This is a genomic window from Halobacillus litoralis, assembly GCF_004101865.1.
Taxonomy (GTDB): domain Bacteria; phylum Bacillota; class Bacilli; order Bacillales; family Halobacillaceae; genus Halobacillus; species Halobacillus litoralis_A.
This window is the reverse complement of record NZ_CP026118.1, coordinates 2255353-2269830: the sequence shown is the minus strand read 5'-3', so window position 1 is coordinate 2269830 and position 14478 is coordinate 2255353. Positions and strand designations below refer to the sequence as shown.

20 protein-coding genes are annotated in these 14478 nt (G+C 43.6%); all 20 read left to right on the top strand.

Annotated elements, in window-relative coordinates; translation table 11 throughout:
• The first annotated feature begins 42 nt into the window (after positions 1-42).
• The 20 genes from HLI_RS11515 to HLI_RS11425 are packed head-to-tail and all read left to right on the top strand — an operon-like array spanning position 43 to position 14467.
• Positions 43-1155, top strand: a complete 1113-nt coding sequence (locus HLI_RS11515) for a DUF2213 domain-containing protein (RefSeq protein ID WP_164908541.1) — start codon at positions 43-45, stop codon at positions 1153-1155.
• 23 nt (positions 1156-1178) lie between these two features.
• Positions 1179-1640 (top strand): structural cement protein Gp24, encoded by a 462-nt coding sequence (locus HLI_RS11510; RefSeq protein ID WP_128525091.1) that lies wholly within the window; start codon positions 1179-1181, stop codon positions 1638-1640.
• A 21-nt stretch (positions 1641-1661) separates the two neighbouring features.
• The gene (locus tag HLI_RS11505) at positions 1662-2558 is read left to right on the top strand and encodes a DUF2184 domain-containing protein (protein ID WP_128525090.1); all 897 of its coding nucleotides are present in this window, start codon (positions 1662-1664) and stop codon (positions 2556-2558) included.
• A gap of 1 nt (position 2559) precedes the next feature.
• Positions 2560-2895, top strand: a complete 336-nt coding sequence (locus HLI_RS11500) for a hypothetical protein (RefSeq protein WP_128525089.1) — start codon at positions 2560-2562, stop codon at positions 2893-2895.
• Positions 2895-3248 carry a DUF4054 domain-containing protein gene (locus HLI_RS11495; protein ID WP_128525088.1) on the top strand — a complete coding sequence of 118 codons (354 nt, stop codon included), beginning with the start codon at positions 2895-2897 and terminating at the stop codon, positions 3246-3248. Before HLI_RS11500 ends, HLI_RS11495 begins: the two co-directional genes overlap by 1 nt.
• Positions 3249-3251: 3 nt before the next feature.
• Entirely contained in the window at positions 3252-3854 is a 603-nt protein-coding gene (locus HLI_RS11490; protein WP_128525087.1) for a hypothetical protein, read from the top strand.
• Positions 3854-4234 carry a hypothetical protein gene (locus HLI_RS11485; RefSeq protein ID WP_128525086.1) on the top strand — a complete coding sequence of 127 codons (381 nt, stop codon included), beginning with the start codon at positions 3854-3856 and terminating at the stop codon, positions 4232-4234. Before HLI_RS11490 ends, HLI_RS11485 begins: the two co-directional genes overlap by 1 nt.
• Complete coding sequence (locus HLI_RS11480; RefSeq protein WP_128525085.1) at positions 4231-4713, top strand: phage neck terminator protein; 483 nt, start codon at positions 4231-4233, stop codon at positions 4711-4713. The genes HLI_RS11485 and HLI_RS11480 overlap by 4 nt, the downstream gene beginning before the upstream one ends.
• A 3-nt stretch (positions 4714-4716) precedes the next feature.
• Positions 4717-5733, top strand: a complete 1017-nt coding sequence (locus HLI_RS11475; protein WP_164908540.1) for a DUF3383 family protein — start codon at positions 4717-4719, stop codon at positions 5731-5733.
• Between the two features lie 14 nt (positions 5734-5747).
• Positions 5748-6155 (top strand): phage structural protein, encoded by a 408-nt coding sequence (locus HLI_RS11470; protein WP_128525083.1) that lies wholly within the window; start codon positions 5748-5750, stop codon positions 6153-6155.
• 5 nt (positions 6156-6160) lie between these two features.
• Positions 6161-6511 (top strand): hypothetical protein, encoded by a 351-nt coding sequence (locus HLI_RS11465; protein ID WP_241655834.1) that lies wholly within the window; start codon positions 6161-6163, stop codon positions 6509-6511.
• Positions 6512-6545: 34 nt separating this feature from the next.
• The gene (locus HLI_RS21630) at positions 6546-6695 is read left to right on the top strand and encodes a hypothetical protein (protein ID WP_164908539.1); all 150 of its coding nucleotides are present in this window, start codon (positions 6546-6548) and stop codon (positions 6693-6695) included.
• Between the two features lie 33 nt (positions 6696-6728).
• Entirely contained in the window at positions 6729-10244 is a 3516-nt protein-coding gene (locus tag HLI_RS11460; RefSeq protein WP_128525082.1) for a peptidoglycan DD-metalloendopeptidase family protein, read from the top strand.
• A 6-nt stretch (positions 10245-10250) separates the two neighbouring features.
• Entirely contained in the window at positions 10251-10826 is a 576-nt protein-coding gene (locus tag HLI_RS11455; RefSeq protein WP_128525081.1) for a muramidase family protein, read from the top strand.
• A 12-nt stretch (positions 10827-10838) separates the two neighbouring features.
• Positions 10839-11153, top strand: a complete 315-nt coding sequence (locus HLI_RS11450) for a phage baseplate plug family protein (protein ID WP_128525080.1) — start codon at positions 10839-10841, stop codon at positions 11151-11153.
• The gene (locus tag HLI_RS11445; protein WP_128525079.1) at positions 11150-11941 is read left to right on the top strand and encodes a phage protein; all 792 of its coding nucleotides are present in this window, start codon (positions 11150-11152) and stop codon (positions 11939-11941) included. Before HLI_RS11450 ends, HLI_RS11445 begins: the two co-directional genes overlap by 4 nt.
• Complete coding sequence (locus tag HLI_RS11440) at positions 11938-12312, top strand: Gp138 family membrane-puncturing spike protein (RefSeq protein WP_128525078.1); 375 nt, start codon at positions 11938-11940, stop codon at positions 12310-12312. Before HLI_RS11445 ends, HLI_RS11440 begins: the two co-directional genes overlap by 4 nt.
• On the top strand, positions 12309-12665 hold the full coding sequence (locus HLI_RS11435; RefSeq protein ID WP_128525077.1) for a contractile injection system sheath initiator: 357 nt from the start codon (positions 12309-12311) through the stop codon (positions 12663-12665). Before HLI_RS11440 ends, HLI_RS11435 begins: the two co-directional genes overlap by 4 nt.
• Positions 12658-13833 carry a baseplate J/gp47 family protein gene (locus tag HLI_RS11430; protein ID WP_128525076.1) on the top strand — a complete coding sequence of 392 codons (1176 nt, stop codon included), beginning with the start codon at positions 12658-12660 and terminating at the stop codon, positions 13831-13833. Before HLI_RS11435 ends, HLI_RS11430 begins: the two co-directional genes overlap by 8 nt.
• Positions 13826-14467, top strand: a complete 642-nt coding sequence (locus tag HLI_RS11425) for a hypothetical protein (protein WP_128525075.1) — start codon at positions 13826-13828, stop codon at positions 14465-14467. Before HLI_RS11430 ends, HLI_RS11425 begins: the two co-directional genes overlap by 8 nt.
• The last annotated feature ends 11 nt before the right edge of the window (positions 14468-14478 follow it).

The following is a 14478-nucleotide window of genomic DNA, read 5'->3' as shown; positions in this document are numbered from 1 at the left end:
ATATATGGTGGGCTTTTTTAGTGCTTGAAAGGGGGTGACACATTGAGTAAGAAACAGCGTTTTGACCGGGCCTTTATCAAAGATTACAACGAAACAGATGAAGGTTACTTGACCGTTAGAGCCATCGTCACAAAGCCGGGGGTTTACCCATATGGTCGAGAGGATGGCTCCATTCAACATGAGCTGAAGCATCCTGAAGACATATTTTCCGATCGTACAGTCCAATCTTGTAATGCAAAGCCCGTCACTGACGACCACCCTAATGAGCCTGTCAACATGAAGAACATCAAAGCTTATGGCAAAGGAATGTCTCATACCGACGCTTCTGTTCAAGGTGGAGGGGTCATGGTTGGTTTTACGATTACGGATGAGGAATTGATCAATAAGATTTTCGATGGAAAGCGAGAAATCAGCTTAGGGTTCATGACTGACCTTGTGGCTGAGGATGGAACGTATAACAGTAAAAATTATCAGTTCCGACAGACCAATGTGGAAGTAAACCATATTGCTATCGTTGATCAGGGACGTGTAGGACCAGAAGCTGCTATTAAAGGTGATTCCTCTGGATGGCGCAAGGATTCAGCAGCATGGCAAGTAGATGATAACAACTCAAATAATGGAGGTGGCAATATGCCAACAATCAAGATTGATAATAAAGATTACGAGGTTGATAGTGCTGTTAAGTCTCGTATTGACGCACTTGAAAGCAAAGAACAGCAATTAGATTCCGTCACAAAAGAACGTGACACACTGCAAGGAACCGTGGACGCGAATAAAACGAAGATGGACGGCTTGGAAAAAGAACTTGAGAACGCTAAGAAATCCGGCCCTTCTCAAGAAGACATGCAAAAGGCTGTTGATGCCCGTCTTTCTCTTATTGATTCAGCGCGTAATTACCTTGAGGAAGATTTCGATTATACAACCAAGAGTGATAAAGACATTAAAGTTGCTGTCATTCAGAAGGCGGATGGGAACTTCAAGGCTGATGATAAATCAGATGAGTATGTGAATGCTCGGTTTGATGGCACGGTAAGTGTTCTTCAGTCCAATGGATTTCAAAGTACTGGTCCTAACCAAATGAAAGGCACTAATGATTCAGCTGGGAACTTGGATAAGCAACGTCAAGATCGCCTTAACTTACGTGATTCAAAATAAAAACACATGAGGAGTGAGAAAGAATGGCTATTACAGAATACAACAAGTACATGCCAGAGGCTCAAGGCAAAGGTAAACTAGCAAACTACCAGGATTACTCAGCAGAAACGAAAGCAGCTGCGGAGGATATCCCTTATGGGGTTGCTGTTCAACTAGGAACAGATCGAGAGACTGTTAATGTGTTTGCGGGAGGCTCCCCTATCGGTCTGGCACTTGCCCAAGAGCCAAGTGATTGGCAGAACCCAAATGCCAACGATCAGCTTTATAAGGCTCAAATTCCTGTCGCAGTTGTCCGTAAAGGGGTTCTATGGGTCGAAGTAGAGGAGGATGTCAACATTGGCGATAAAGCTGTGGCTGATAATACGACTGGTAACTTCCGTCCTGATAGTACAGCGACAACCACCGTAGTGGCTTTCCCTACAGCAACGTTTAAAACGGCAGCTCTTGCCGGTGAACTGGCACAACTCGAAATCAACCTACCATAAAAATAAAGGAGTGAAGGTAACATGACCATCCGTAATGATGCATTGATCCGTCCACAGGATTTAAACGCAATTGACAATACAATCTATGAAATTAACAAAGAGGAATTGAAAGCAAGAACGATTTTTAATGTGAAATCAGATGTGCCAGAAGGGGCAGAGACTTACAGCTATGACGTTATCAAGCGTTCAGGGGCAGCAAAGGTATTAGCTCCAGGTGCCGACGATATTCCGTTGGTTGATGCAGATATGGAACGTCACACAGAACAAATTTATTCTATTGCCGCAGCGTTCCGTCTTTCGGTCCAGGAGCTTCGACAAGCTCAAATGTCCGGCCAACCAGTCGAGACGACGAAAGCTGCCACGGCACGCCGCGCTATCTCTGAGAAAGAAAACAAGATTGCTTGGAAGGGTGACACAAAGCATAAAATTCTTGGTGTAACCAACGCAGAAGGCATCCAGACCATGGCTGTTGCGAATAATGAAGCCGGTAATTCTTCATCGTGGAAAGATAAGACAGGCCGTGAAATTGTAGCTGATCTACGTAAGGCACGCGCAGCTGTTAATAAGCTTCCGGGTCATACACCGGACACTCTGATTGTTACATCAGGTGCTATGGAAGAACTGGAGAAGGAGTATAACGAGTACACTGGCCAAACGGTCCTACAATATCTCCGTAGCCAAAGCTGGTTCTCTAAAATCGACTATACTTCTGACCTTGAAAAAGTCGGAGATGGAGATACCGATAGCTTCCTAGTGTTCGATAGTTCTCCAACAGTGGTTGAACTGTTGATTCCTATGGATATCAAACGTCACCCGCAAGAATATAAGTTCCCGAACTATAAGGTGCCGTTGGAAGAACGAACAGGCGGTATCATCGTCCGTTATCCAATGGCAATCGTGAGAGGAGATGGAATTTAATATGTTAGTCCAAAACAAAGGCAAGTACGTTCGTCATGCAGAAGGTGTCATGCTTGTTCCTGGTAGTAATGATGTCAGTGAACAGGATTGGAAAAAGTTCAGTAACCATAAAATCATCAAGAGCTTAATTGAGAAGGATGAAATTGTTGCTCATGATGTGAAAAGCACAGTGGATATGAATGCCACTCAAGCGATTGAAATGGTTGAGGACACCTTCTCTGTGGATCTTCTGGAGCAATGGAAAGAGAACGATGATCGTAAAACAGTCCTTGATGCCATCGAGGAGCAACTGAAAGAAATAAAGGGTGAAGGTGAAAACGGCGAGGATGATGAGTAATGGCCCAAGATACGACTCCTGAAAAAATCCGGAGTATTGCCAAACACTTGCGGAGCTTATCGGATACTGACCTGAATTTATATATTGAGGATGCCAAGGCTGAGCTTGATGAGGAGAAGATTCCTGAAAAATATCAGGAAAGACTCCAACGATATCTTGCAGCTCACTTGGCATCTCTTAATGTACGGAGAGTTTCTTCACAAAAGGTCGATGGCATGTCCCAAACGTTTTCCGACAGTAATCGGACCAGTGTGAAAAGTGTCGGTCTAGATTCAACCCCTTACGGCCAAGAGTTTGCGCGACTGATTAAGAAATACACCAGCCGCCCTTCTCTGAAATTGACGGTGTTTTAGTTTATGAATAACGCAGGGGTCACTGTTCATGAAGACAATATCGTTGAATTCCAGAAGGTTATAGAGGAGCTTGGTCGCTATCGTATAGAGGTTGGGATTTTTGCTGAGGCTGATTCGTTCTATGCCATGATTGCGAATGTTCATGAATATGGGATGACGATCAAAGCGAAGAAGAAGTTCCTCACACTTCCATTACCAGCTTCAGAAGGACGAAGTGCCTCAGAAATTGAGGGGTTGTTCCGACCACCAGGCACACAAATACTAGCCACAAGTGAAAATGGAGAGCTGACACCCATGTTCATTCTTAAAGAACAGGTGAAGATTCCAGAACGCTCTTTCATTCGGGCTAGCTTTGATGAGAAGGAAGGCGACTGGACAAGTCTCATGGAACGGTTAATAGATAAGGTTTTCGCCTTTGAAATAACGGTTGAGCAAATGTATGAGCAATTAGGGGCGGAAGTGGCGGCCAACATTCAAGCAAAGATCAGATCCATTAGCTCCCCGGAGAACTCTTCTCTAACGAAGAAAAATAAAGGGTCCACAAGCCCGTTAGTAGATAGTGGAGGGCTCATTCAACGGATTACTTGGAAGGTGGTGAGTAGCTGATGGGGCAACAAATCTTTTATTTCGATGAAGTCTTTGCTTCTTTCCAAGTTCCTTTTGAAGCTATTAAGAAAAGTGAAGGCTATCGAGATCATTCAAATGGAGGGCAATGGGTTCCAGGAGCTGACTTGCCACCTGAAACTTTGGAAGGAATTATCGTCCCTCTCTCCAATGATGACATGCGTTTCGATACACAGGGGCGCTATACAGAGAAAGATCGTAAGTTATACCTTCAACACCCTCAGAGACTAAAAAAGAATGATCACATTTATTTTGAGGGGCAGGACTATCGTGTCTTTGACGTGAAGAATCACGGGGTCTATGCTGACTTCTCGGTTTACATCATAAAAGGGATTGATAAAGGAGGTGGTGGGTCTCCATGATGACAGTAGAAACGCGGAATACCATTACAAATGAGCTTTATAAATTCTTAGGAATCCCTGTTATTCCTGATGATGACGATGGAGAAATTCCTGATTATCCTTACGTCGTTTATAGCACCACAACAGATAATAACCGTAAAGGTCATGACTCCATTACTTTTGAGGATACAGATGAAGGTTTTATGAAGACCTATGCGAATCAAGTGGGGACATCCTATTCCTTCAATGCTCATTCCGATTCGAGGGATGAAGCGATTGAGACTTCCTATAAAATTGCTGAATTCTTTCAAAGAGTCGGAAGAGACTTACTAAATCAATTGGGTGTAGCTGTGACAGAGGTTTCTCCGATACAGAACAGAAGCATGATGCTCGTTGATCATTACGTTCGACGGCAGGGATTGGATGTAAGATTCAATTATATTGATGCATCCACCTACCCGATTGATTCAATCGAAAATACCACTATAACAGGAGGGTAAATGATGCCACTGAATGACTTTCAAGTGAATATCAACTTACAACAACCACTCGGTCTTGTGGGCTTTGGGAAACCTCTCATTGTCGGCGAGATTACGGGTGGTTTAGCTTATCAAGAATTTTTAACCCTAGAAGCCCTGGCAGAGAGCGTAGAAGATACTTCACCTCTTTATCAAAAAGCCCAGGCGCTCTTAAATCAAGAGAATCGACCAGAACGATTCGCGGTAGCTGGTTATGACTCAGCTGCAGTGGATGGTCCTACGACAGCTTCAGCACTTGTTACCTCACTCTTAGGGAATGATTGGTACTTCCTCATCACAACCGAAACTGATGTGACAGAAATGACAGCTATTGCTGATGTCATTGAAGGATCTGAGGCGGGAGGTTATCCGAAACTCTATTCAGCACAAGTTGCAAGTGTTGATGACCTTACAACACTGGTTACGGAATATGAGCGTTCATTCTTCGCCGTACACCCAGCTGATGAACATATTGATGCTGCTCATATAGGGGAGAACGGAAGTAAACCGGTTGGATCGATTACCTGGAAGAGCAAATCGCTCACAGGGATTACACCTCAAGCATTGACAGCTGATGAATTGACAGCCATTGAAGATGCGAATGGTTATGCTTACGTGAAGAAGGCAGGCCAAAGCGTTACATCCGAAGGCAAGGTCCTTTCTGGAGAGTATATCGACGTTGTGCATGGCTTAGATTGGGTGGTCGCTAACATCGAGAACCGAGTACAGAAGATAACCAACCAAGCCGGGAAAATTCCTTATGATGATTCAGGTATTGCACAGTTGGAAGCTGGTACCTTATCTGTATTGAAAGAAGGATTTAGCCAGGGGATCATTGCGGATGATGGAAACGGAAATGGGGTTTACTCTACAAATTTCCGTTCCAGCGCACAATCGACCGCAGAGGATCGTAAAAACCGCGTTTATACAGGCGGGAATTTTGAATTTCAGCTTGCGGGAGCGATTCATGAAGGAAAAATCACTGGCTCAGTGAGCTATTAAGAGGAGGGTTATAGATGCCACAAGTAGGAACGTATGATTCCCAGAAAGTTCAGTTACTCGTCGATGATGTCCAAATAACAGGTTTATCCTCAGATACCTTCATCTCTTTTGAACCAGCCGAGGGGGAGAGTTTCAGTTACTCCGTGGGTGCGAACCCGAAGGATGTAGTTGTTTCTGAGACGAATAACGATGTTCACACAGCTACAGTCGTTCTTCAGCAGACAAGTCCATATGTTGCATTCTTGAATAGGATTGCGAAAGAGAAACGCATGGTCCCGGTCTATGCTATTAACAACAACGAGCCGAAGGAGAAAGCCGGAGGGTCACAAGCACGCATCCAGAGACCCGCGAACCTTTCTTACGGAAAGGAAGCATCCAACCGTGAATTCACCATTGTAGTGTTTGATTACTCTGTGGAGTGATGTGAATGGGTAGAAAAAAGAAAATCAATCATGGGAGCAGGCAGTCCAATAGGGCTGCCTTTCTTCAATTTCATTATGAGGGAGAGATTTTTAAAATGGCTAAATTAGGTACTAAGAAAACCGTAACAATTGAAGGTGTCGAGTACACATTCCAACATCCAGGAAGCCGTGAACAAATGAGAATTCAAGACCGCGCTGTAAATGAAAACGGTGTTCCATCAAGTGAAAAAATCGCTGATGAACTGTTCAAAAATATTATCGTTGAGCCTCAAGTATCGTTCGAATACTTTGATGAGCATGACGGGATGGAAGAGGTTATCCAAGAAGGCATGACGTTTCTTAGGTCTGGAAAGTGATTCTGAGAAGGATGATCAATATTACCGAGACCTTGTGAAAAAGAAACAATGGTTTTGGCGGCCTATTGTTCAAAAAATCATTTCTTATTCCGAGGCGATTGAGATGAGTAAGGAACAGCTGCTTGAAGCGAATGCAGCTATTGATTTAAAAGATGAAGCTACAAAGAGTTCGATGGAATCTTAATCATTTATATCAAAGTAGGAAGGGGGTGAGGACGTGGAATTGAAAGACCTTACCTTAAGCTTTGGGGTAAATAACGGCCCCTTGCAACAAATCAACAGAGAATTAAACGAGTTTAATAAAACTACAGCAGGGGCTTCAAGAGCAACCCAAAGCTTCTCTAGCCAGTATCAACGAGAGCAAAGGAAAATGATTAAGGAAACTCAAGCAACCAATGACGCTCTTGGAAGGCAGAGCAGGGAAATGCGTCAGTTAGCAAAGACTGCGGGAGCTTCAGCCTATCAGTTTGCGGACGATTGGGCTGACATGAGTGTAAGCATGCGAAAAGACTTGATTAAGAATAACAATGCCCTAGTGGGACATCGCAGAGAAATTCGCAACGTTGAGCATGACATGTGGAAGCTCTCCAGTGAGATGGGAAACTATTCCGGCACGAATGCAGACTTTATGAAGAGTGTTCAAGACCTTGGTAAAGAGCACAAGAAAGCAACAGACAAGATGATTAACAATAACATTGCATTACGTAAAAGCATTGTTCAGCAGGTCGGTGTTTTCCAAGCTAGAAGTACACAGTCAGAGAAAATCACCAAAGCCTATGATGATATGGGGAGCGCGATGCTCAAGTTAAATAAACCCTTTCTGAAGGTTTCTGGTGGATTGAACAATATCGCTAAGCAAGGTAATGCGGCCACAATGGCTCTGAAACAACTAGGACCTAATGCCAACATGAAAGCTTTGCAGGACCGTATTCAATTGATTAATCGCGGGATGATGCGCTATCAGATGGTGGCTCTTGCAGCCTTAGCAGCTTCAGCTCTGTTCTACTCAGGACTTCATAAAGCTGCGCGTGATAGCATCCCGGCCTACGCGGCGGCATTTGATGAGATGGCATCAAGTGTCCGCCAAGCATTCCAACCAATGGTAGAAGTGTTTTCAGCAGTTATGACCAAAGTATATAAGTTTATTGATACGGTTGCTGACCTGGTCATTCGATTTAACGAAGCCTATCCAATGCTTGCTAAGGTCATTCAAGGATTCATGATGTTAATTCCTGTTCTTACTTTGATACTTGCGCCTATGGCTGTTGGTATTGGGCTCTTCGCAGGTATGAAGGTAGCCATGGCTTCCATGTGGCCGGTGATTGGTCCTTTGGTAACTGGATTAGGGGCTATGCTTGGAACCGTCCTTGCTGTGGCTGCAGGAATCGCCATTTTTGTAGGTGCATTTGTTGCAGCTTATAAACACCTGGATGGTTTCCGTAACCGCGTAGATAATGTTGTGCAAGGTATCAAAGGCTTCTTTGCCATTATCAGAGGTGAAGAAGGCAAAGGCGTAAGTATGTTGTCCAGACTTGGCATGGATACGGACACAATTAAGGGCATTGTTTCCTTTGGTAGTTCAATCAGGTCAACTATTGATCAAGTCAAATCTGGCTTTTCGACATTAAAGTCGGTCGGCCAATCCGCCTTAGCCGTGTTTAATGGGAACAATGGAAAGGCTGTTAGTATTTTAGCGCGTCTTGGCTTTGGGCCACAGACTATAAAGAATTTAATTAGCACCTTTGAAACTATCAAAACCACCGTAGCAAGTGGACTGGATACAGTATGGGGATTCGTTAAAAACATAATTAATAAAGTGACTAGCTTTTGGGATGAAAATGGCGCAATGATTATACAGTCGATTAAGAATGTGGCTATGGTAATTGGCGCTGTACTCAAAGGTGTTTGGGCGACCATGAAGTTTATATGGCCTGTTATTTCAGCTTTGATCAAGTCCGTTTGGGGAAACATCAAAGGTGTAATCTCTGGAGCATTAGACTTTATCATGGGTGCGGTGAAATTCTTTTCCGGATTGTTCACTGGGAACTTCTCGAAAATGTGGGAAGGTATCAAGCAGATGTTCTCCGGCGCTATACGTTTTATTTGGAACTTCATTCAATTGCAGATGTTCGGGAAGATTCTTGGTGCAGGAAAAGCGTTCTTTAGTGGTTTCAGGTCTATAATTTCTTCGTTATGGACTACAATAAAAAAACTATTTACCAAAGGAGTCAATTCAGCTAAAAACTTTGTTTCCAAGGGTTTCACGCGCATGCTTTCTGTAGCTAAAGGATTATTTAAAAAACTGAAAGAGTCAGTGAGCAATACTTGGGATGACATTGTAAAAGGAGCCAAAGCCCTTCCAGGTAAAATAGGCCAAGGCATTAAAAACATGGCTGGTAAAGCATGGGAAGGTATTAAAGCCTTTGGTAATCGTTTGGCTAGAGGCTTCGGAAAAATTATAAATGGAGCTCTCGGCGGTATTGGATGGATCATGGGAAAACTCGGTATCTCTTGGGAGATTCCTAAATGGACTCCACCTGAATATGCCAAAGGAACCCCTTATCACCCAGGCGGTCCTGCCATACTAGGTGATGGAGGAATGCAGGAGCTTTATAAAACGCCTGCTGGTCAGGTTGGTTTATCTCCTGCCTCAGATACTCTGATGAATTTACCTAAAGGGACTCAAGTCATCAACGGAAAAGACACACAAAAAATTCTTTCTGCCAATCAAATGGCTCCTGCGTATGCGAAAGGGAATGTGTTCACGAACACTATTAGTAAAGGGGCTTCATGGCTTAAAAGTAAAGCTGGCGATGCTATAGGTAGTGTGAAGAATATAGCTCTGGATGTATGGGATTATATGAAGAATCCAAGCAAGTTAGTTTCATCAGTCCTCAATCGTTTAGGAGTATCCTTTCCTTCGATGGACGGAGCTCTTGGCCAGATGGGAACCGGGGCTTTTACCCTGATCAAAGATAAAATAGTGGATTTTGTAGATAAGAAAATGAAAGAAACAGGTGGCCCTGTCAGTTTTGGAGACCTTGTTAAAACCAGTAGCTTCGGCATGCGATTCCATCCCATTCTTAAAAAATATAAGCTTCACGCAGGTGATGACTATGGTGGTGCAGTTGGAACGGCCATTCGTTCCCAGTCAGCTGGTCGAGTAATCCATAGCGGTCCAGGCGGTAGTTTTGGTAATCTCGTTAAAGTTCAGCGAGGGATTTACACTCACTTCTATGCTCACTTGCAGCGAGCGATGGCTCGTGTCGGGTCAATGGTAAGTCGTGGTGATGTTCTCGGTACATTAGGTAGCACCGGACGTTCCACAGGTCCTCACCTTCACTATGAAGTGCGTAAGAACGGCGTACCTATTCCACCGAATCGCGGTTATGCCAACGGCGGTGTTGCAAGATATCACCAGTCAGCTCAATTAGCTGAAAATGGTTGGAAAGAATATGTTATCCCTACTCAGCCGAGTAAAAGAAAGAGAGCAAACAACCTGTTGGGGCAAGCGAATAATGAGCTGGGGTATAATCCATCCATTGATGAAAGCCATAACTCCAGCGGTGGAAAAGGGCAAATTGTATTCAGTCCTCAGTTCGTAGTCAATATTGATACGAACGCTAAAGTAGATCAAGAAGTGATTGCCCAACTCAAGGGCTTGTTTAAAGAAATGTCCGAAGAACAATTTGAAAGCCTGATTAACCGTTTAGGCTTTCATAGGGAAGGGTGATGAATCATGCAGGGAAAAGCTATACTGCAAGGGGAAAAACTTCATGTGAGTTCTGAAAGCTACCCAAATGATGGTTCCGTAACCCGTCACCCCGTCGAAAAGGGAGAAGGGAAATCCATTACGGATCATGTATCCGTCAGCCCTAAAAGCGTTTCTTTACGGGGGATATTGGTTAGACCGACCAACGAGGAAGTCGAAACATTAATCTCAAAGCTAGAGTCCTGGCAGGAAGTTGGGACTCTATTGCAATATGAAGGCCGGCGCATTATGGCTAATATCGTCATTGAAAGTTTCGATGTAGATACAGACAGCAAGAATGCTAATGGGTTCGCTTTTTCGATGAAGTTGGTGAAGATCCAGCTGGCCGAGTCTTCTTATCAAAAATCATCCAAGCCTGTGACCAACGAAGGAAGAAAGCAAACGAAGAATCCGAATACAAGAAAGAAATATCATGTAGTTCGTAAAGGGGACACCTATTGGGGATGCGCAAGAAAGTATGGAACATCGGTGAAGCAATTGGAAAAATGGAATCCATGGCCGGCGAGAGTAATTCCTATTGGTGTGAAAATGAGGGTTGGATAAGGAGGGATACCGGTGAATTTTGAATATATCCCCATTGAAAAAGAGAAGATTCCCTATCGGTTCTCAATCCAGTTAGGTATTGAGTTATTCGGTTTGGAAGTCCGGTACAATGAAACGCATGACTTTTTCACATTGGACTTGTATCGAGGGGAAGAAACCCTAGCTCTTTCAGAGAAAATCGTCTATGGTCTTCCCTTATTTCAAGATGTTTATGATGATCGGTTCCCTGCCCCTACCATCGTTCCCAAAGATGAAGCTGGACTCGAGCATCAAGTAACCTATGACAATTTGAACGAAACCGTATATTTGATGGTGATGAACCAATGAAATATTACGGAAGAAGAGCTGAAGTGGGAATCGATAACAGGATATTCAATAGTGAAGAATTTGATATCACATTTGATGTTCCTTTTGATAATGATACGGAGCCTGATGAAAGTCAGATTACAATCTATAATTTATTAGATTCAACTCTGAACGAAATTAAAAAGAACCAAAGGGTTTATATCAATGCCGGTTATAAAGGAGATACTGGCCTGGTGCTGTCCGGGTATATATCAAAAGTGACGACGAAACCTGGGGTGGATAAGGAAACGACGGTGAAAATTCTCGATAAGCCTCCTTTTGATGCAGAGAAGACGGTCAATAAATCTTATAAGAAAAACATCAAAGCTTCTCAAATATTGAGGGATTTGCTTTCTTTGCTGAAACTGGACTCTAAGTTAGAGCTACCCAAAGATAAAGCCTATGCCAAAGGTTATGAAGTGGATGGGGAAATTGCTGCCGAAGTTTCTCACATTGCCAAGGACTGTGGGGCTATTTTTTATATCAATCAGGGAAAGTCCTTTATCCGTCCTCTTCAGTCCAAGCAACCGGCATCCTTTCTTCTTACATCAGAAACAGGTTTGATTGGAACGCCCGCCTATTTTGAAGAAGAGGGAGATGGAGAAACGGTTAAAGGCTATACTGTCGAGTGTTTGTTACAACATCGGATTACGACTGGATCTGTTATCCGGATTGAGTCTAGTACAGCTGATGGAACTTATTACGTCCGTAAAGGGAAACACCGATGGTCCAATGACAGCTCAGTCACAGAATTGGAAGTGATTTTATGAATGATATCAAGTTTTATAGTGAGTTAAAAAGAAATATCTTGTTATCGATCAACACCTGCCTCCCTTGTCGGGTGATCGATTACGATAAGAGTAATCGAGAAGCTAAACTGCAGCCTTTATTTAAGACAAAGGAAAAGGGAAAGGAACCTACCTCTCTTGGTGTTCTGGAAGGTGTCCCTGTGCTTTTTCATCAATATGAAGTCGATGGGGTAGAGAAAACCTATCATCCGGTATTACACAAAGGGCAAGTGGTTCAAGTAGCTGTTAACCAAAGAGCTATCGATGACATTTCTTCCGGGAAAGAAACCTATCCGGAAGTTTCAAAGTGGTTCCGTTTAAGAGACGCGGTCGTTATAGGAGTGATTTCATGAAAACATTCGCTCTGAATCAAAGCGGCGATCTACTTTTAGAAAACGGGGATATGGTAGAAATTGATGGAGCTGAAGAAATCAAACAGTCCCTCTCCCTTATACTATCTACCAACAAAGGTGAGTGGTTTCTGGATCCAGAGATGGGGCTTGATTTCAATGCTCTGTTGGATAAGCCATCTGACACGCGCATCCGTGCAGCGGTTATTGAAGCCATTAGCCAAGAGTCGAGAGTGCAAACCATTGATCATATTGCAATCAACCAGGATCGACAGAAACGGGTTGTCTATATTCATTTCAAGGTGACAACTTCAACGAATGAACAGATAGAGAGTGAGGTGAGTGTCAATGCTTGATGAGAAGGGGTATAGGCGCAAGACCTATGATGAAATCTTAGATGAAATGCAAAGCCGGGCAAGAGAACTATTCGGAGAGAAAATCAACCTCTCGAAAACTTCTCCTGTCGGGCTTTTTATTATGCTGATAGCTTGGTTTCTGTCATTGGTTTGGAAGGATAATGAGGACGTTTACCATTCGGCCCACCCTAACCAAGCCACTGGAGTAAACTTGGATCGTCTGCTTCCCTATTCCGGGATTACCCGGAACCTGGCACAGTTCGCTGAAGGAGAGGTGACGTTGACGGGTACGGCTGGATATACAGTTGAGCAAGGGTTTCAAGTATCTACCCCTTCCGATGTGTTTTTTGAAACCGTGCAGGATATCACTTTAGATGATCTGGGGACAGGTATTGCCAGAATAAGAGCTTTGGAAGTGGGACGCGTAGGAAATGTGGCAGCAGGAGAAATCAATACCATTGTAAATCCTGATGCCAATGTAGAGGCAGTAATCAATGAGGAACCGACCACGAAAGGCAGAGAGAAGGAAACAGACCTGGAGGTTCGACAACGTCGCGATATCTCTATTGAAGGGTTGGGAGCAGCGACGGTCCCGTCCATTCGAGCAAGACTATTAGAAATGCCAGACATTCGAGCGGCGACTGTCATAGAAAACTATGAAAATGAAATCGTGAATGGTCAACCTCCTCATTCCATACAAGCTTTTGTATTAGGTGGAGATGATCAAGTCATTGCGGAAACGATTTTTAATACGAAAGCCGGTGGCATACGTCCTTATGGAGAAACAACTAGACAGGTTCTGGATGAAAGTGGACAGTCTCACACGGTTGGATTTACACGAGCTGTTGAGATTCCCATTTATTCACGAATCACCATTGCAAAGTCAGCTGCTTTTCCGTCTGATGGAGCTGACCGGATACGCCGTACAATCGTTCAATTTATCGGAGGAGAGGATAATAGCGGAGCCCTATATAGTGGGTTGAACATGGGTGATGATGTTATTTACTCCAGACTCATAGCGAAAGTTTTTCAGGTAGAGGGTGTGGAAGATCTGACCCTTGAATTGTCCAAGGATAATACTACCTATGTGCAGAGCAATATCGCTGTTGGACCAGAAGAAGTGGCTCAAACAGATGTTGATTACATTGAGGTGACGCTTAATGTATAAAGTCTCTTCGATACTCAGTAAGTTTGCGGATTCACTAGCCAAGAAAGAGGACAGTAACATTGGAAAGATCTTCACGATCTTTTCAGAACAACTAGAGGACTTGAAGTTTACCAATCAGCGCATCAAAGAATGGCGACTCATCGACAATGCAGAGGGAATCGCCCTAGACCTTATTGGGGAAAACGTTTTACAGCCACGCGGTGTAGCAACAGATGAAGTGTACAGAGTTTTATTGAAATCGAAGATAGCTCGTAATCTGTCTACAGGAGATATTAATACGATCATCCGAGTCCTTTCACTGGCATTGGATTCAGAACCATCAGATGTTTCCATACAAGAGACTTGGGCGGATGAAGTTGACCCAAGACCCGCAGGGATAAGTGTTATTCAAGTCCCGTTAAGAAGGTTGAATGAGGTTGGCTTACCTGCCGATCAGTTTGCGAGAATCATCCAACGGACGGTTTCAGCTGGTGTGAAAGTCAATTCCATTGAACTTTCTGGAACATTTGAATTTGGATCCACTGATATACAAACCGATGCCACAGCTGGATTCTCAAGTGTTGATTCTCCTGATACAGGAGGGTACCTTGGGTCTGCCTTTGTTCCAGCATCTAATGAAGATTTACCGATTTAAGGAGGGATATC

Bases quoted from the DNA above. Each gene is read 5' to 3' on its own strand.
- HLI_RS11510 (WP_128525091.1), top strand. From the start codon at position 1,179: ATGGCTATTACAGAATACAACAAGTACATGCCAGAGGCTCAAGGCAAA.
- HLI_RS11505 (WP_128525090.1), top strand. From the start codon at position 1,662: ATGACCATCCGTAATGATGCATTGATCCGTCCACAGGATTTAAACGCA.
- HLI_RS11500 (WP_128525089.1), top strand. From the start codon at position 2,560: ATGTTAGTCCAAAACAAAGGCAAGTACGTTCGTCATGCAGAAGGTGTC.
- HLI_RS11495 (WP_128525088.1), top strand. From the start codon at position 2,895: ATGGCCCAAGATACGACTCCTGAAAAAATCCGGAGTATTGCCAAACAC.
- HLI_RS11490 (WP_128525087.1), top strand. From the start codon at position 3,252: ATGAATAACGCAGGGGTCACTGTTCATGAAGACAATATCGTTGAATTC.
- HLI_RS11485 (WP_128525086.1), top strand. From the start codon at position 3,854: ATGGGGCAACAAATCTTTTATTTCGATGAAGTCTTTGCTTCTTTCCAA.
- HLI_RS11480 (WP_128525085.1), top strand. From the start codon at position 4,231: ATGATGACAGTAGAAACGCGGAATACCATTACAAATGAGCTTTATAAA.
- HLI_RS11475 (WP_164908540.1), top strand. From the start codon at position 4,717: ATGCCACTGAATGACTTTCAAGTGAATATCAACTTACAACAACCACTC.
- HLI_RS11470 (WP_128525083.1), top strand. From the start codon at position 5,748: ATGCCACAAGTAGGAACGTATGATTCCCAGAAAGTTCAGTTACTCGTC.
- HLI_RS11465 (WP_241655834.1), top strand. From the start codon at position 6,161: ATGGGTAGAAAAAAGAAAATCAATCATGGGAGCAGGCAGTCCAATAGG.
- HLI_RS11455 (WP_128525081.1), top strand. From the start codon at position 10,251: ATGCAGGGAAAAGCTATACTGCAAGGGGAAAAACTTCATGTGAGTTCT.
- HLI_RS11445 (WP_128525079.1), top strand. From the start codon at position 11,150: ATGAAATATTACGGAAGAAGAGCTGAAGTGGGAATCGATAACAGGATA.
- HLI_RS11440 (WP_128525078.1), top strand. From the start codon at position 11,938: ATGAATGATATCAAGTTTTATAGTGAGTTAAAAAGAAATATCTTGTTA.
- HLI_RS11435 (WP_128525077.1), top strand. From the start codon at position 12,309: ATGAAAACATTCGCTCTGAATCAAAGCGGCGATCTACTTTTAGAAAAC.
- HLI_RS11430 (WP_128525076.1), top strand. From the start codon at position 12,658: ATGCTTGATGAGAAGGGGTATAGGCGCAAGACCTATGATGAAATCTTA.
- HLI_RS11425 (WP_128525075.1), top strand. From the start codon at position 13,826: ATGTATAAAGTCTCTTCGATACTCAGTAAGTTTGCGGATTCACTAGCC.